Here is a 15,349-nt window from a genome sequence, read left to right on the forward strand (position 1 = left end):
GACGCCTGTTCGAGGGCCGCGGCTCAGCGGTCCGCGTAGACCATCCACACCTGGCCGGACGCGAAGGGCATGCGCTCTCCGTCGGGGCGCGTGAACGTCGTGTCGCCCTCGGGACTCGACCGCTGCCAGCGGGTCTTGTACGCCTTGCCGCCCCGCAGGACGGTCGCCCGGCCGCTGCCGACCGTCTTGATGTACGGCGTCGCCGCGCCGTTGACGTCCTTGAAGCGCGACGGGGGCATGTCCACGTACTGGATCACGACCGTCTTCGCGCCGAGCCGCGCCCCCGAGGTGCTGCGGGCCGGGACCCCGTCGAACGAGGCGAGCCAGCGGCGCTCCTGGGACGACCAGCGGAAGGTGTGGCTGGCCGACGCGTAGCGCACGGTCCGCAGCGTGGCGGGCGAACCGCCCGCCGGGGCCGGGCCGAAGCGGAAGCCGATGTCGGTGGCGTGGTCGGCCTTCGGTGCCGAGCGCAGCACGGCCCTGGGGCGGACGAAGAGGTCGTGCGGGGCGGGGCGTCCGGCGCTGCGGAAGTAGGCGCCAGGCAGGCGGCCGTGCGAGCGGGCGTACAGCGGTGAGTTCCCGAGCACCTTGTTGAGCGAGCTGCGCACCCCCGAGTAGGCGAGGGCCGGGCGGCCGAACTGCCGCAGCAGCTCGATGTCGGACTCCCGGGCGCTGCGCACCGGGCCGACGGACTGGGGAAGGCGGCTGGAGTACACCCCCATCAGGCGGCTCATGCCGCCCTCGACCTTCTCCACGTACACGATGTCCGCCTGCGCGAGACCGGTGTGCGGCCGTGCCATGCGCGCGTTGTCGAACTTCACCGCGAGCACCGGGCCCTGATCCGCCGTCACTCCGGTGAAGGGGGACCGGTCGCGGGGCGGGGCGCCGGGGTCCGCGGTCGCGCTCTCGTGCGCGGCGCCCATGACGAGCGCGCCCACGGCGACCGTGGCAAGGAGTCTCGTGCCGATGCGGGTGCGGCGTCGGGCCCCGGCGGACCTTGCTGTCATCGCGGTTCTCCGTTCGTCCCCGAACGCGCGGTTCCGGGACCATTCGTTCCTGCAGTGGCAGCCGCAGTCCTTCCTCCGGGGCGGGCGCGATGAACCCGGTTAGGGCCATCCAGCCGCCAGGTCTCACCGCAGCGGCGTACGCGCCGGACCCTCCCGCGGGCCCGGCGCGCACCGCCGCCGTCAGGCGGTGTGCAGGGTCAGGCCGTACCGCCCGAGGATCTCGTTGACCGGCTGGTGCCAGGTCTCGCCGCCGCCGGAGCAGTTGCCCCAGCCGCCCGACGTGACGCCCTGGGCCTGGTCGCCGCTGATGAACGAGCCGCCTGAGTCGCCGGGTTCGGCGCAGACGCTGGTCTTGGTCATCTGGTGGACGGCGCCCTGGCTGTAGTTCACGGTCTCGTTCTTGGCGAGCACCTTGCCGCAGTGCCAGTGGGTGGTGGAACCGGAGCGGCAGATCGAGGCCCCGATGGGAGCCTCGGCCGAGCCGCGCACGAGCTGGTCGGAGACGGTGCCCCAGCCGAGGACCACCGGGACGGTCCACCAGCCGTTGCCCACGCTGACGTACGCGTAGTCGTTGCCGGGGAACGAGGAGCCCTGGAAGTTGCCGATGTTCGAGTTGTCCCAGCCGCGCACCGCGGCTCCCGTCTGCCCGCAGTGGCCCGCGGTGACGAACCCTCCGTGCACCGAGAAGCCGATGGAACAGCGGACGTTGCCGGTGTAGTACGGGTCGCCGCCCACGGTCCCCGCGGCGAAGGTGCTCGGCGCCTCGCCGACCGTCTCGACCTGGACGGGGCCCGCCTTCCGGGCCCGTTCGACGAACCGGCGGACATCGTTGTCGTCCTTCTGAGCGGCGACGACGTTCACCACGACGTTGTTGGTGCGCGGCGCCACGTGCCAACTGCTGACGCCCTTGGGCGCGGGCAGGGCGTCGACGCGTTCCTTGGCGGCGTCCAGTTCCTTCGCGCTGTGGCGGACCACGCGGACGGTGGCGCCGGTCTCGCGCAGGGCGTCGGCCTTGCGCGCGCTGGTGGTGGCGACGGTCAGCTTCTCGGTGTCCGCGTCGTACCACGATCCGGCGTACGTCGACCCGGCCGCCCGCCGAGCGGCGCGGTCGACGCGGGTCGCGGTCTTCTCGGCGGCGAGGCGCTCGCGCGCCTGGCTCGCGGTGAGCCCGAGGTCGTCCTGGAGGGCGGTGAGCAGGCTCGCGGATGCGGGGGGAGCGGCGGGATCGGGGGCTGCGCTCGCGGGGGAGGTGAGCGATGCGCTCGCCCAGGTGCCGATCAGGAGCAAGGAGGAGCAGGCGATGCGGACCCCGGTTCTGCGTCTCATGGCAGTGCCCTTTCTGTCGTTCCATCGAGGTGGGGAGGAACAGGGTGATGAGAGCGCTCTCACGATGAGTTCAGGCGGAGCATAGAAGCGGCCCGGTAGTCATGTCCATACCAACTGGTCGCTCCCGGGCGGCAATTGGTGTCGGAAATCGGGGTGAGACGAAGACTGGGTACGGTGTACGCTTTTCCTTCCGCCCGGTTCAGGCCAAGGAGCATCAGTGACGGTCACCCCCGCCGACAGCCACAACGTGATTCAGGTGCGAGGCGCCCGCGAGAACAACTTGCGCGACGTCTCGCTCGACATTCCCAAGCGGCGGCTCACCGTCTTCACCGGCGTCTCCGGCTCCGGAAAGTCCTCGCTCGTCTTCGGCACCATCGCCGCCGAGTCGCAGCGGCTGATCAACGAGACGTACACCGCGTTCATCCAGTCGTTCATGCCGAGCCTGGGCCGCCCCGACGTGGACGGCCTGCGCAATCTCAGCGCGGCGATCGTCGTCGACCAGGAGCGGATGGGCGCCAACTCGCGCTCCACGGTGGGCACCGCCACCGACGCGTACACCATGCTCAGGATCATCTTCAGCCGCCTCGGCGTCCCGAACATCGGGACGTCGGGCGCCTTCAGCTTCAATCTGCCCGAAGGCATGTGCCCCGAGTGCGAGGGCACCGGCGAGGCCTCCACCGTCGACGTGGACCAGCTGGTGGACCGCGAGCTCTCGCTGAACGAGGGCGCGATCACCGTCCCGTACTACGCGGTGGACTCCTGGAGCTGGCAGATCATGGTCAACTCCGGCTTCCACGACCCCGACAAGAAGCTCAAGGACTTCACCGAGCAGGAGTGGGCCGACCTCCTGCACAAGGCGCCGGTCAAGGTGAAGGTGGGCTCGAACGGCTTCACGTACGAAGGCCTGGTGGCCAAGATGCAGCGGACCTGGCTGGCCAAGGACCGCGATTCCCTCCAGTCCCACATCAAGGCCTTCGTGGACCGCGCCGTCGTGTTCGCCCGCTGCACGGTCTGCGACGGCACGCGCCTTACCGAGGCCGCGCTGTCGTCGAGGATCGACGGCCTGAACATCGCCGACTGCTCGTCGATGCAGATCAGCGATCTGGCCGCGTTCGTCCGCGGGCTCGACGACCCCGCCGTCGCCCCGCTGGTCGCCGGCCTGCGCGAGCTGCTCGAATCGCTGGTCGAGATCGGGCTCGGCTATCTGAGCCTGGACCGCACATCGGGTTCGCTCTCCGGCGGCGAGGCCCAGCGCGTGAAGATGGTCCGCCACCTCGGCTCCAGCATCACCGACGTGACGTACGTCTTCGACGAGCCGACCATCGGCCTGCACCCGCACGACATCCGCCGCATGAACGACCTGCTCCTGCGGCTGCGCGACAAGGGCAACACGGTGCTCGTGGTGGAGCACAAGCCCGAGGTCATCGCGATCGCCGACCACGTGGTGGACCTCGGCCCCGGGGCCGGTACGGCGGGCGGCGAGATCTGCTTCACCGGAGACGTGGCCGGGCTCCGCGCCTCCGGCACGCTGACCGGCCGGCACCTGGAGCACCGGGCCAGGCTGCGCGAGCAGGTGCGCGTGCCCAAGGGGCAGCTGTCCATCAAGGGCGCCGATCTGCACAACCTCAAGGACGTCGAGGTCGACATACCGCTCGGGGTGCTCGCCGTGGTCACCGGCGTCGCGGGCTCCGGCAAGAGCTCGCTGATCCACGGCTATCTCTCCGGGCGCGACGGCGTCGTGGTGGCCGACCAGTCGCCGATCCGCGGCTCGCGCCGCTCGAACCCGGCGACCTACACCGGACTGCTCGGCCCGATCCGCACCGCCTTCGCCAAGGCCAACGGCGTCAAGGCGGCACTGTTCAGCGCGAACTCGGAGGGCGCCTGCCCCAAGTGCAACGGCATCGGGCTGATCTACACCGACCTGGCGATGATGCCCGGCGTGGCGTCCGTCTGCGAGGAGTGCGCGGGGGAGCGCTTCACGGCCGAGGTCCTCACCTACCGGCTGCGCGGCAAGAACATCAGCGAGGTCCTGGGGATGTCGATCGCCGAGGCGCACGACTTCTTCCCCTCGGGCCAGGCGCACACCATCCTCGGCCGCCTCAGCGATGTCGGGCTCGGCTATCTGCGGCTCGGCCAGCCGCTCAACACCCTCTCCGGCGGCGAGCGCCAGCGGCTCAAGCTCGCCATCCACATGGCCGAGAAGTCATCGACGTACGTCCTGGACGAGCCGACCACCGGACTGCACCTGGCCGACGTGGACAAGCTGCTCGCGCTGCTGGACCGGCTCGTCGACGACGGCAACTCGGTGGTCGTCATCGAGCACCACCAGGCGGTGATGGCGCACGCCGACTGGATCATCGACATCGGCCCCGGCGGCGGTCACGACGGCGGCCAGGTGGTGTTCACCGGTACGCCCGCGTCCCTGGTGACCGACGGGCGGACCGTGACGGCGCAGCATCTGCGGGAGTACGTCGCGGGCTGAGGGCAGCTCGGCGGCCACAAGCCGATCGTGTTCGGACGGGGTGTCCGCGTAGGGTGCGTGAATGAGCATGCTGGATGACGCCCGCGCGGGCATGAACCCTGAGATCCGGCCGCAGGACGACCTGTTCGGCCACGTCAACGGTCACTGGCTGGAGACCGAGCGAATCCCCGAGGATCGCTCCAGCTGGGGCCCCTTCGTACAGCTGGTCGACACGGCCGAGGAACAAGTGAAGGTGATCATCCAGGAGCTGGCGTCGGACGGCGCCGGCTCGGATGACGCGCGCAAGATCGCCACCCTGTACGCGTCGTTCATGGACGAGGAGGCGATCGCCGCCCGCGGGCTCGCCCCCGCGCAGCCCCTGATCGACGCCGTCGCGGGGCTGCGGGACACCCGGGAGCTCGCGGCGTTCCTCGGCCGCTTCGAGCGGATCGGCGGCTCCGGTCTCTTCGGCAGCTACATCGACTCGGACGACCGCGACTCCGACCGCTACCTCTTCAACATCCTCCAGGGCGGAATCGGCCTGCCGGACGAGTCGTACTACCGCGACGAGAAGTTCGCCGAGATCCGCGAGAAGTACGTCGCCCACCTCACCGAACTGCTCACGCTCGGGCAGCACGCCTCGCCCGCCGAGGCCGCACAGAGCGTCCTCGCCCTGGAGACCCGCCTCGCCGCGGGACACTGGGAGCGGGCCGAGACGCGTGACGTGCAGAAGACCTACAACCTCACGACCCTGCACGAACTGATCACCCTGGCGCCGCACTTCGACTGGCGCGCCTTCGCCGAAGGGCTCGGCGGCTCCGAGGCCACCATCGCCGAGACGTGCGTCCGCCAGCCGTCCTACCTCCGTCACCTCTCCGCGGTCCTCGACGAGGTGCCGATCGAGCAGTGGCGCGACTGGGCGATGGTCCGGGTCCTCCGCTCCTGCGCGCCCTACCTCACCGACGCGTTCGTCCGGAACAACTTCGAGTTCTACGGCCGCACCCTCAACGGCACCCCGGAGCTGCGCGCCCGGTGGAAGCGGGCGGTCGCCTTCGTCGAGGGCTCCATCGGCGAGGCCGTCGGCAAGGAGTACGTGGCGCGGCACTTCCCGCCGAGCTCCAAGGCGATGATGGACGACCTCGTCGCCAACCTCCTGGAGGCCTACCGCCAGTCGATCGCCCGCCTCGACTGGATGACGGACGAGACGAAGGAGCGCGCGTACGAGAAGCTCGCCACGTTCCGCCCCAAGATCGGCTACCCGGACACCTTCCGCGACTACTCGGCCCTGGAGGTCTCCACCGACGACCTGCTCGGCAACGCGCACGCGGCGGCCGCCTTCGAGTCCGATCGGCAGCTCGCCAAGATCGGCGCGCCGGTCGACCGCGACGAGTGGTTCATGCTGCCGCAGACGGTCAACGCGTACTACAACCCGGGCACCAACGAGATCTGCTTCCCCGCGGGCATCCTGCAGAAGCCGTTCTTCTCGCCCGACGCCGACCCCGCCGAGAACTACGGCGGCATCGGCTCGGTCATCGGCCACGAGATCGGCCACGGCTTCGACGACCAGGGCGCGCAGTACGACGGCGCGGGCAACCTCAACGACTGGTGGACCGCGGCCGACAAGACCGCGTTCGAGGCGAAGTCGAAGGCGCTGGTCAAGCAGTACGACGCCTTCTCGCCGCGCAATCTGCCCGGTGAGTTCGTCAACGGCTCGCTCACGGTGGGCGAGAACATCGGCGACCTGGGCGGCCTGACCATCGGGCACACGGCGTACAAGATCGCGCTGAACGGCGAGCCGATGCCCACGAGCGAGGGCACGACCGGCTCCCAGCGGCTGTTCATGAACTGGGCCTACTGCTGGCGCACCAAGCGCCGCAAGGAGCAGGAGCAGCAGTACCTCACGATCGACCCGCACTCGCCGCCCGAGTTCCGGGCCAACATCGTCCGGAACCTCGACGAGTTCCACGAGGCGTTCGGGACGGCGGAGGGCGACGGTCTCTGGCTCGACCGGGCGGAGCGCGTCCGGATCTGGTGAACTCCCGGCGGTCGCGGCCCTGTTGCCGCGGCCGCCGGTCATTCCTGCTCTGTCGGCCGCTGATCGTCGGATCCTGACAGAAGCATTGACGTGCCCTTCGCCGCACTCCTACTTTCTTGGTCGGTAGTCCGAACTGTGTCCGGTATATCGAACATCAATGAGTCGGAATGAGGCACCATGGGCCCTGCACCCGCCAGACGAGCCGTCCTCCGTGCCGCAGCTCTCGCGGCGGCGGCGCCGGTGATCCCGTCCCTCGCGGCAGGCAGGGCGGGAGCGGCTCCGCGATCCGTGGTGCGGGCGGGTGCGCGGGCCGCCACCCCTTCGAGCTGGACGGCGCAGCCGTTCGCGCTGAAGGACGTGGCGCTGCGCAAGGGCGTCTTCGCCGCCAAGCGGGCCCTGATGCTCGACCACGGCCGGGGCTACGACGTGGACCGGCTGCTCCAGGTGTTCCGCGCCAACGCGGGCCTCTCCACCCGGGGCGCGGTGGCCCCCGGCGGGTGGGAGGGCCTTGACGGCGAGGCGAACGGGAACCTCCGGGGCCACTACACCGGCCACTTCCTCACCATGCTCGCCCAGGCCTACGGCAGCACGGGCGAGAAGGCGTACGCCGACAAGATCCGCTCCATGGTTGAGGCGCTGACACAGGTGCGGGAAGCCCTCCGCCACGACCCGAACGTCCTCAGCGTCCCCGGCAGGTTCGGCACCGCCGCGGAGAACGTCCGCGGCTCCTGCCAGTACGTCGACCTCCCCTCCGGCGTCCTCGGCGGCGCCACGGACGTGACCCTCTCGGCCTGGGTGAAGCCGACCCACGACGCCGCCTGGACCCGCATCCTGGACTGCGGCAACGACGCGAGCCGCTACCTCTACCTCGCCGCCCGCACCTCGGAAGGAGTCCCGCGCTTCGCCATCACGTCCAACGGACCGGGCGGCGAGCAGGGCATCAACGGCACCGCACCGCTGGCCCTGGACGAGTGGAGTCACGTGGCCGTGACGATCCGGGGCGCCACCGGCACGCTCTACGTCAACGGCACCGCGGTCGCGGCGAACACCGCGATGACCCTCCATCCGGCCGCCCTCGGCTCCCTGAAGAACAACTGGCTCGGCCGCTCCCACTTCGCGGCCGACCCCGTCTTCGCCGGAGTGTTCGACGAGGTCAACCTCTGGTCGCGGGCGCTGACCGCCGGCGAGATCGCCGGACTTCAGGAGGTGCCTGCCGCCGGGTCACCGGCCGGAGCGGGGGACTTGGCCTCGTACGCCTTCGACGAGACCAGTGGTGCCTCCTTCGCCGACGGCTCCGGCCGCGGGCGGCGCGCCACCTTGCGGCGCACCTGGGGCGGACCGAGCCACCCGGGGTTCCTCGCGGCGTACCCCGAGACGCAGTTCATCGCCCTGGAGTCGATGACCAGCGGCGACTACACCGTCGTGTGGGCGCCGTACTACACCGCGCACAAGATTCTGCGGGGCGTCCTCGACGCGTACCTCCACACGGACGACCCCCGGGCGCTCGACCTGGCGTCGGGCCTGTGCGACTGGATGCACTCCCGCCTGTCCAAACTGCCCGCGAGCACCCGGCAGCGCATGTGGGGCATCTTCTCCAGCGGCGAGTTCGGCGGCATCGTCGAGGCGATCTGCGACCTGTACGCCATCACCGGCAAGGCCGAACACCTCGCTCTGGCCCGCCTCTTCGACCTCGACAAGCTCATCGACGCGTGCGCCGCGGGCGACGACATCCTCGACGGGCTGCACGCCAACCAGCACATCCCCATCTTCACCGGACTCCTGCGGCTGTACGACGAGACGGGCGAGCGGCGCTACTTCACCGCCGCGAAGAACTTCTGGGGCATGGTCGTCCCCACCCGCATGTACGGCATCGGGGGCACCAGCACCGGAGAGTTCTGGAAGGCGCCCGGCGTCATCGCGGGCACACTGAGCGACACCACCGCCGAGACCTGCTGCGCGTACAACCTGCTCAAGCTCAGCCGGGCGCTGTTCCTGCACGAGCAGGACCCCGCGTACATGGACTACTACGAACGGGCCCTGTACAACCAGGTCCTGGGCTCGAAGCAGGACGAGGCCGACGCGGAGAAGCCGCTCGTCACGTACTTCATCGGCCTGCTTCCGGGCCATGTACGCGACTACACGCCCAAGGCGGGAACGACCTGCTGCGAGGGCACCGGCATGGAGAGCGCCACCAAGTACCAGGACTCGGTCTACTTCCAGAAAGCCGACGGATCGGCCCTGTACGTCAACCTCTACAGCCCTTCCACACTGACCTGGAGGGAGAAGGGTGTCACGGTCACGCAGGCCACCGACTACCCGAGGGAACAGGGCACGACGCTCACGGTCCGGGGCTCCGCGGCCGCCTTCGACCTGCGGCTGCGCGTACCGGCGTGGGCGAGCGACGGCTTCGCCGTGACCGTGAACGGCAGCAGGGTGAAGGCCGATCCGGCTCCGGGGAGCTACTTGTCGGTCTCCCGCACCTGGCGCGACGGGGACACCGTCCGGGTCTCGATCCCCTTCCGGCTGCGGGTGGAGAAGACCCTCGACAAGCCGGAGATCCAGGCCCTGTTCTACGGACCGGTCCATCTCGTGGCCCGCGACAGCGCCAGGACCTACCTCCGGTTCGGCCTCTACCGCAACGCCGCACTCTCCGGCGACCTGCTGCCCACCCTCACGCCGGTCACCGGCCGGCCACTGCACTACACGCTCGACGGCATCCGTCTCGCCCCCTTCTCCGAAGGCACGGAGGACCCGGCACACGCCTACTTCCAGCGGTCCGAACGGACGGTGGTCTTCGGCACGACCGACTCCGGCGTCACCAACCCGACGGGCCCGGGCGGCACGACGCTCCTCGACGCGATCTGGTCGGCAGCTCCCTTCAGGAACAAGAGCGCGCTGGTCAAGCACGCCGAGACCACCGTGCATTCCTGGGTGGGCGCAGGCCGGCTGAGCGCGGCGGAGGGCAGGAAGGTGGTGCGCACGGCACGGGAGACGTCCTACGCGCGGTGACCACAGGGGCGAGGGTGGTTGGCATAGAAGGCCGGGTGCTCGTGGAGGCGGCGTACGTAGGTACGCACGTGGGGGTACGGGGAGGTGGCCTCCGTCGCTTCCGGGGCGCGGTGGACGAGCGTTGTCCACAAGTCGACGTCCGCCGAGGTGAGTTCGTCGCCCACGAGGTAGGAGTGGGAGGCCAGGCGGTGGTCGAGGCGGTCCAGCGTCGCGGGGGTGAGCGGGGCGGCGAGAAGCTCGTGCCAGGCGTCGATCCTTGTCACCAGGGCCGGTGGGCGCAGGGCGAGCAGCGGGCCGTTGCCGTGCGCGGCGAGGCGGTCGGTGAGGTCGCCCAGGATGTCGGGCGTGTGGTTGCTGACGACGTGCCCGCTCCATCGGTCGCACAGTGCGGGGACGGTCAGCGGGCCGTCGAAGTGGTGCTCGGTGGCCTCGTAGCAGCGGTGCAGCTCGTCGAGCGCCGCCGGGGCGGTGTCCGGTGTCAGGAGCGTGGTCGTGACCGCGTCCCTGAGTCCGAGGAGGTCGAGCGTGATCGAGACGCGCAGGGAGCGGGGACATTCCGCCGAGAGGTACAGGTGGTAGCGGTGGGGGGCCGAATAGAAGCCGCCCGCCAGGGCGGCGCCGATGCGGCTGCGGATCGGTGGGGGACAGACGCCGCTCGGGGAGCGGGAATCCTCCGGGGAAGGCGTGCGGGAACGGTGCGACGCAGTGATCTCGGGCATGGCTCTCCAGACAGCTGAGGGGGCGCGCCGACCGGGCCGTGCGCACGGCGCCGGGGGCGTCTCTTCCGCGTGACGTCAGAGCGCTGGAATCGACGCGCTGCACACGCGCAGCAGGTCGATGTGCAGACGCCTGGTCAGGACGCGGGGGCGGGGCCGGGGCGCGGACAGGAGGGGCCGCTGGGTGCTGCCGCTCTCACCAACCGCCCTGGTCATGTCCACCAGCCTTGCCGTCGAGGCCCGTTGTGTCCGGGAAAACGTGACCGTCCCCGGAAGTCTGGGCGCGGGGGCCCGGCGCCGTCAAGAAGGCCCAGGCAACTCCGGGCGGAACTCCTGGCGCCGGAGCGGAACAGAAGGAGTGGCCCGGCGGTTGTCCCTGACGGGGACGGAGGGCGAGGCGCGTCCGGCGATGTGAGCACGCCCATGATCCACGGGCATTGCGCACCGCAACGGCCTCACGTAACGTCCCGAGCAGGTTATGAGCGTCAGCGTCAAGCCCTGGCTTGCTGACCGGCAACCCTCCCTCGCGGCGGGGTGCTCCAGGTGAGGACCAGGCGGTGCCCGTATCCAGGGCTCCGCAAGCGCGAGACCGGCGAGGCCCCGGGGCCCGCCGAGCCGGAAAGGGTGGAGGTGACGGACGTGCCACGTGCGTCAGCTGTGTCGTCCGAGCCCACGCCGCCCAAGCCGTCCGCGCCGTCCGCGCCGTCCATGTCGCCCGTGTCCTTCGTGCCGCGCGTCCCGGTGATCGCCCCGAGCCGCCAGGTGCATCTGTACTCCCGGCCGCACATCGACCTGCAGCGCGTCGCCGGCGCGCTCTGTCGTTCCTGACCCGTCACCCCGCCGCCGCACCCTCGGAACCGAGGGGCCGGTGTTCTCGTACGGTCGATCAGGAAGGCACACCTTTCGTGTCGTCATCACCTTCACCCTCATCTTCGCTGCCCTCTTCCGCTCCCTCCGCTCCCTCCGCCGGGCTGCACCTCGCCGTCGCGCTCGACGGCGCGGGCTGGCACCCGGCCGCCTGGCGAGAACCGGACGCCCGCCCAAGGGAGTTGCTCACCGCCCGGTACTGGGCCGACCTCGTCACCGAGGCCGAACGCGGCCTGCTCGACTTCGTGACGATCGAGGACGCGCTCGGGCTCCAGTCCTCGCATTTCACCGAGCCCGACGGACGCACGGATCAGGTGCGAGGCAGGCTCGACGCCGTCCTCATCGCCGCCCGTGTCGCCCCGCTGACCAGCCACATCGGGCTGGTGCCGACCGTGGTGGCCACGCACACCGAGCCCTTCCACATCTCCAAGGCGATCGCCACGCTCGACTACGTCAGTGAGGGCCGCGCCGGTGTACGGGTGCAGGTGTCCGCACGCCGCAACGAGGCCGCGCACTTCGGGCGCCGCACGCTTCCCGCCCTCGAAGCCGTCGAGGACCTCGGCAGGCCGGACGTACGGGAATTGACCTTCGACCTCTTCGACGAGGCGGCCGACCACATCGAGGCCGTGCGCCGGCTCTGGGACAGCTGGGAGGACGACGCGGAGATCCGGGACGCCGCCACCGGCCGCTTCATCGACCGCGACAAGCTGCACTACATCGACTTCGAGTCCAAGCACTTCAGCGTCAAGGGCCCCTCGATCACACCCCGGCCGCCGCAGGGGCGTCCCGTCGTCAGCGCGCTCGCCCACGAGACCCCGACCGAAGCGCCGTTCCGGCTGCTCGGCCGTTCCGCCGACATCGGATACGTCACCCCGCGCGACGCCGGGCACGCACGCGCCGTCGTCACGGCGGTCCGCGCCGAACAGGACGCGGCCGGGCGCTCCGACGAGCCCCTGCACCTCTTCGGCGACCTGGTGGTGTTCCTCGACGACGACCCGGCCGCCGCCGTGGCCCGACGGGATCGTCTGGACGCCCTCGCCGGTCACCCGTACACCAGCGACGCACGGGTGTTCACGGGCACGCCCGCCCAACTGGCGGACCTGCTGCAGGAGTTGCATCAGGCCGGGCTGAGCGGATTCCGGCTGCGCCCCGCCGGCGTCGGCCACGACCTCCCGGCGATCACCCGGGGCCTGGTGCCCGAGCTCCAGCGCCGCGGCGCGTTCCGCCGCGCGTACGAGGCCGACACCCTGCGCGGTCTGCTGGGCCTCACCCGCCCCGCAAGCCGTTACGCCGCCGCTGCCTCCGCCACCGCCTGACCCGGAAGGAAGGAACCCCGTCATGAGCAGGACACAGGGCGAGCGGGACAAGCCGCTCAAGCAGATCCACCTCGCGGCCCACTTCCCCGGCGTCAACAACACCACCGTGTGGAGCGACCCGGAGGCCGGCAGCCACATCGAGTTCAGCTCCTTCGCGCACTTCGCGCGGACCGCCGAACGCGCCAAGTTCGACTTCCTGTTCCTCGCCGAGGGACTGCGGCTGCGCGAACAGGGCGGAAAAATATACGACTTGGACGTCGTCGGACGGCCCGACACCTTCACGGTCCTGAGCGCGCTGGCCGCCGTCACCGAACACCTCGGCCTGACCGGCACCATCAACTCCACCTTCAACGAGCCCTACGAAGTGGCCCGCCAGTTCGCCAGCCTGGACCACCTGTCGGGCGGGCGCGCCGCGTGGAACGTGGTGACCTCCTGGGACGCCTTCACCGGAGAGAACTTCCGCCGCGGCGGATTCCTCCCGCAGGAGGAGCGGTACTCCAGGGCGAAGGAATTCCTCGGCACGGCGAACGAGTTGTTCGACTCCTGGAGCGGGGACGAGATCGTCGCCGACCAGGAGTCCGGCACCTTCCTGCGCGACGCCCAGGCAGGGGCCTTCGTCCACCAGGGCCAACACTTCGACATCCACGGGCAGTTCAACGTCCCGCGCAGCCCGCAGGGCCGACCGGTCGTCTTCCAGGCCGGTGACTCGGAGGAGGGGCGCGAGTTCGCGGCGGCGGGCGCGGACGCGATCTTCAGCCGGTACAGCACGCTGAAGGAGGGCCAGGAGTTCTACACGGACGTCAAGGGCCGCCTGGCCCGCCACGGCCGCACCCACGACCAGCTCCTCATCCTGCCCGCCGCGACCTTCGTCCTCGGGGACACGGACGCAGATGCGGAGGAACTCTCCCGCGAGGTGCGGCGCAAGCAGGTCAGCGGCGCGACCGCGATCAAGCACCTGGAGTTCGTCTGGAACCGCGACCTCTCCGCGTACGACCCCGAAGGCCCGCTGCCCGACATCGACCCGGACATCGGCGAGCACACCATCGCCCGAGGCCGCGCCCAGGTGCGGATGTACCGCGATCCGCTGGCCGTCGCGCGGGAGTGGCGCGAGCTCGCGGCCGCGAACAAGTGGTCCATCCGTGACCTCGTCATCGAGACCGGCAACCGCCAGTCCTTCGTCGGCTCCCCGGCCACCGTCGCCGAGACGATCAACTCCTTCGTCCAGGCCGACGCGTCCGACGGATTCATCCTCGTCCCGCACATCACCCCCGGCGGTCTCGACGCCTTCGCCGACACCGTGGTGCCGCTGCTCCAGGAGCGCGGCGTGTTCCGCACGGAGTACGAGGGCACCACCCTGCGCGACCACCTCGGCCTGGCCCACCCCGACGCCGGGGCGCGCACGGCCCCCGAGGCGCGCCTGCCCGAGCCCGTCTCCGCCGACCACTGAGAGGACCACCCACCATGCCCGCCATCCCTCTCGGCGTCCTCGACCTGGTGCCGATCTCGACCGGCTCCACGGCGGCCGGGGCGCTGCACAACTCCATCGACCTGGCCCGGCAGACCGAGCGATTCGGCTACGCCCGCTACTGGTTCGCCGAGCACCACCTCAACCCGGGCGTGGCCGGCACCTCGCCCGCGGTCGTCCTCGCCCTCACCGCCGCCGCGACCTCGACGATCCGGCTCGGGGCAGGCGCCGTACAGCTCGGCCACCGCACCGCTCTGTCCACGGTCGAGGAGTTCGGCCTGATCGACGCGCTGCACCCCGGGCGCCTCGACCTGGGCCTCGGCCGCTCCGGTGGCCGACCGCCCGGAGCGTCCGGCGCCGCGCCGCCGACCGCGACCCCCGTGGTCGACGGCCGCGCCCCCAACGGGCTGCGCATCCCGCCGCGATTCTCGTACGAGCATCTGCTCGGCTCGCCCCGTGTCGCCCTGCAGCGCAAGCTGCTCCAGCAGCCGCACGCCGAGGCGCAGGACTACGGCGAGCAGATCGACGACATCCTGGCGCTGCTCGCCGGAACCTACCGGTCGGCGGACGGCGTCGAAGCGCATGTCGTGCCCGGTGAGGGCGCCGACATCCAGGTGTGGATCCTGGGCAGCAGTGGCGGCCAGAGCGCGGACGTCGCGGGCCGCAACGGCCTGCCCTTCGCGGCGAATTACCACGTCAGCCCCGGCACGGTGCTGGAGGCCGCGGAGGGCTACCGCGCCGCGTTCAAACCCTCCGACGTACTCGACAAGCCCTACGTCACCGTCTCCGCGGACGTCGTCGTGGCCGAGGACGACGCGACCGCACGGGAACTGGCCGCGGGCTACGGCCCGTGGGTGCGCAGCATCCGCACCGCCGAGGGCGCCATCCAGTACCCCACGCCGGAAGAAGCGCGCCGGCACGTGTGGACCGACGCGGACCGTGCGCTGGTGGAGGACCGCACCGAAACCCAGTTCACCGGCTCCCCGGGCCGCGTCGCCGACCTCCTGGAACAGCTCCAGGAGGCCACGGGCGCCGACGAGTTGCTCATCACCACCATCACCCACGGCCACGCCGACCGGGTGCGCTCCTACGAGCTGCTCGCCCAGGAGTGGCGGCGCAGGGGGTGAGGTGTCCGTCCGCCGGGCGG

Annotated in this window: 11 protein-coding genes and 1 riboswitch; of the genes, 7 read left to right on the forward strand and 4 right to left on the reverse strand. The window is 70.8% G+C overall.

The window, feature by feature from the left end; genetic code table 11:
• Window positions 1-23 precede the first annotated feature (23 nt).
• Entirely contained in the window at window positions 24-1,007 is a 984-nt protein-coding gene (locus ACIGXX_RS32390; protein ID WP_399980943.1) for a DUF3048 domain-containing protein, read from the reverse strand.
• A 180-nt stretch (window positions 1,008-1,187) separates the two neighbouring features.
• Window positions 1,188-2,333: a S1 family peptidase gene (locus ACIGXX_RS32395; protein WP_399980946.1), complete on the reverse strand. Its 1,146-nt coding sequence runs from the start codon at window positions 2,331-2,333 to the stop codon at window positions 1,188-1,190.
• A gap of 217 nt (window positions 2,334-2,550) precedes the next feature.
• On the opposite strand from ACIGXX_RS32395, the gene ACIGXX_RS32400 reads away from it, so the two are divergent.
• The 3 genes from ACIGXX_RS32400 (at window position 2,551) to ACIGXX_RS32410 (ending at window position 9,838) form a co-directional block, all read left to right on the forward strand.
• The gene (locus ACIGXX_RS32400) at window positions 2,551-4,815 is read left to right on the forward strand and encodes an excinuclease ABC subunit UvrA (RefSeq protein ID WP_351164397.1); all 2,265 of its coding nucleotides are present in this window, start codon (window positions 2,551-2,553) and stop codon (window positions 4,813-4,815) included.
• A gap of 61 nt (window positions 4,816-4,876) precedes the next feature.
• A complete protein-coding gene (locus ACIGXX_RS32405; protein WP_351164398.1) occupies window positions 4,877-6,829 on the forward strand; it encodes a M13-type metalloendopeptidase in 1,953 nt (650 codons plus the stop codon).
• A 177-nt stretch (window positions 6,830-7,006) separates the two neighbouring features.
• The gene (locus ACIGXX_RS32410) at window positions 7,007-9,838 is read left to right on the forward strand and encodes a beta-L-arabinofuranosidase domain-containing protein (protein WP_399980951.1); all 2,832 of its coding nucleotides are present in this window, start codon (window positions 7,007-7,009) and stop codon (window positions 9,836-9,838) included.
• Here ACIGXX_RS32410 and ACIGXX_RS32415 read toward each other — a convergent pair.
• Both ACIGXX_RS32415 and ACIGXX_RS32420 read right to left on the reverse strand, forming a co-directional pair.
• On the reverse strand, window positions 9,826-10,557 hold the full coding sequence (locus ACIGXX_RS32415; RefSeq protein ID WP_351164400.1) for a glutathione S-transferase family protein: 732 nt from the start codon (window positions 10,555-10,557) through the stop codon (window positions 9,826-9,828). The two genes, ACIGXX_RS32410 and ACIGXX_RS32415, sit on opposite strands and share 13 nt — an antisense overlap.
• Before the next feature lie 75 nt (window positions 10,558-10,632).
• Window positions 10,633-10,770, reverse strand: a complete 138-nt coding sequence (locus ACIGXX_RS32420; RefSeq protein WP_351164401.1) for a hypothetical protein — start codon at window positions 10,768-10,770, stop codon at window positions 10,633-10,635.
• 258 nt (window positions 10,771-11,028) lie between these two features.
• Window positions 11,029-11,144: riboswitch (SAM riboswitch) on the forward strand.
• Between the two features lie 49 nt (window positions 11,145-11,193).
• On the opposite strand from ACIGXX_RS32420, the gene ACIGXX_RS32425 reads away from it, so the two are divergent.
• The 4 genes from ACIGXX_RS32425 (at window position 11,194) to ACIGXX_RS32440 (ending at window position 15,329) form a co-directional block, all read left to right on the forward strand.
• Entirely contained in the window at window positions 11,194-11,382 is a 189-nt protein-coding gene (locus ACIGXX_RS32425; protein WP_361470957.1) for a putative leader peptide, read from the forward strand.
• A gap of 77 nt (window positions 11,383-11,459) precedes the next feature.
• Entirely contained in the window at window positions 11,460-12,737 is a 1,278-nt protein-coding gene (locus ACIGXX_RS32430) for an LLM class flavin-dependent oxidoreductase (protein ID WP_399980956.1), read from the forward strand.
• A 22-nt stretch (window positions 12,738-12,759) separates the two neighbouring features.
• Entirely contained in the window at window positions 12,760-14,184 is a 1,425-nt protein-coding gene (locus tag ACIGXX_RS32435; protein ID WP_361470961.1) for an NtaA/DmoA family FMN-dependent monooxygenase, read from the forward strand.
• Between the two features lie 14 nt (window positions 14,185-14,198).
• Entirely contained in the window at window positions 14,199-15,329 is a 1,131-nt protein-coding gene (locus ACIGXX_RS32440; RefSeq protein WP_399980959.1) for an LLM class flavin-dependent oxidoreductase, read from the forward strand.
• Window positions 15,330-15,349 lie beyond the last annotated feature (20 nt).

The sequence above is a fragment of the Streptomyces sp. NPDC055243 genome, from assembly GCF_044544025.1.
Classification (GTDB): domain Bacteria; phylum Actinomycetota; class Actinomycetes; order Streptomycetales; family Streptomycetaceae; genus Streptomyces.

Coding starts and splice junctions, on each gene's coding strand:
- ACIGXX_RS32440 (WP_399980959.1), top strand. CDS start 14,199: ATGCCCGCCATCCCTCTCGGCGTCCTCGACCTGGTGCCGATCTCGACC.
- ACIGXX_RS32405 (WP_351164398.1), top strand. CDS start 4,877: ATGAGCATGCTGGATGACGCCCGCGCGGGCATGAACCCTGAGATCCGG.
- ACIGXX_RS32435 (WP_361470961.1), top strand. CDS start 12,760: ATGAGCAGGACACAGGGCGAGCGGGACAAGCCGCTCAAGCAGATCCAC.
- ACIGXX_RS32420 (WP_351164401.1), bottom strand. CDS start 10,770: ATGACCAGGGCGGTTGGTGAGAGCGGCAGCACCCAGCGGCCCCTCCTG.
- ACIGXX_RS32390 (WP_399980943.1), bottom strand. CDS start 1,007: ATGACAGCAAGGTCCGCCGGGGCCCGACGCCGCACCCGCATCGGCACG.
- ACIGXX_RS32410 (WP_399980951.1), top strand. CDS start 7,007: ATGGGCCCTGCACCCGCCAGACGAGCCGTCCTCCGTGCCGCAGCTCTC.
- ACIGXX_RS32415 (WP_351164400.1), bottom strand. CDS start 10,557: ATGCCCGAGATCACTGCGTCGCACCGTTCCCGCACGCCTTCCCCGGAG.
- ACIGXX_RS32395 (WP_399980946.1), bottom strand. CDS start 2,333: ATGAGACGCAGAACCGGGGTCCGCATCGCCTGCTCCTCCTTGCTCCTG.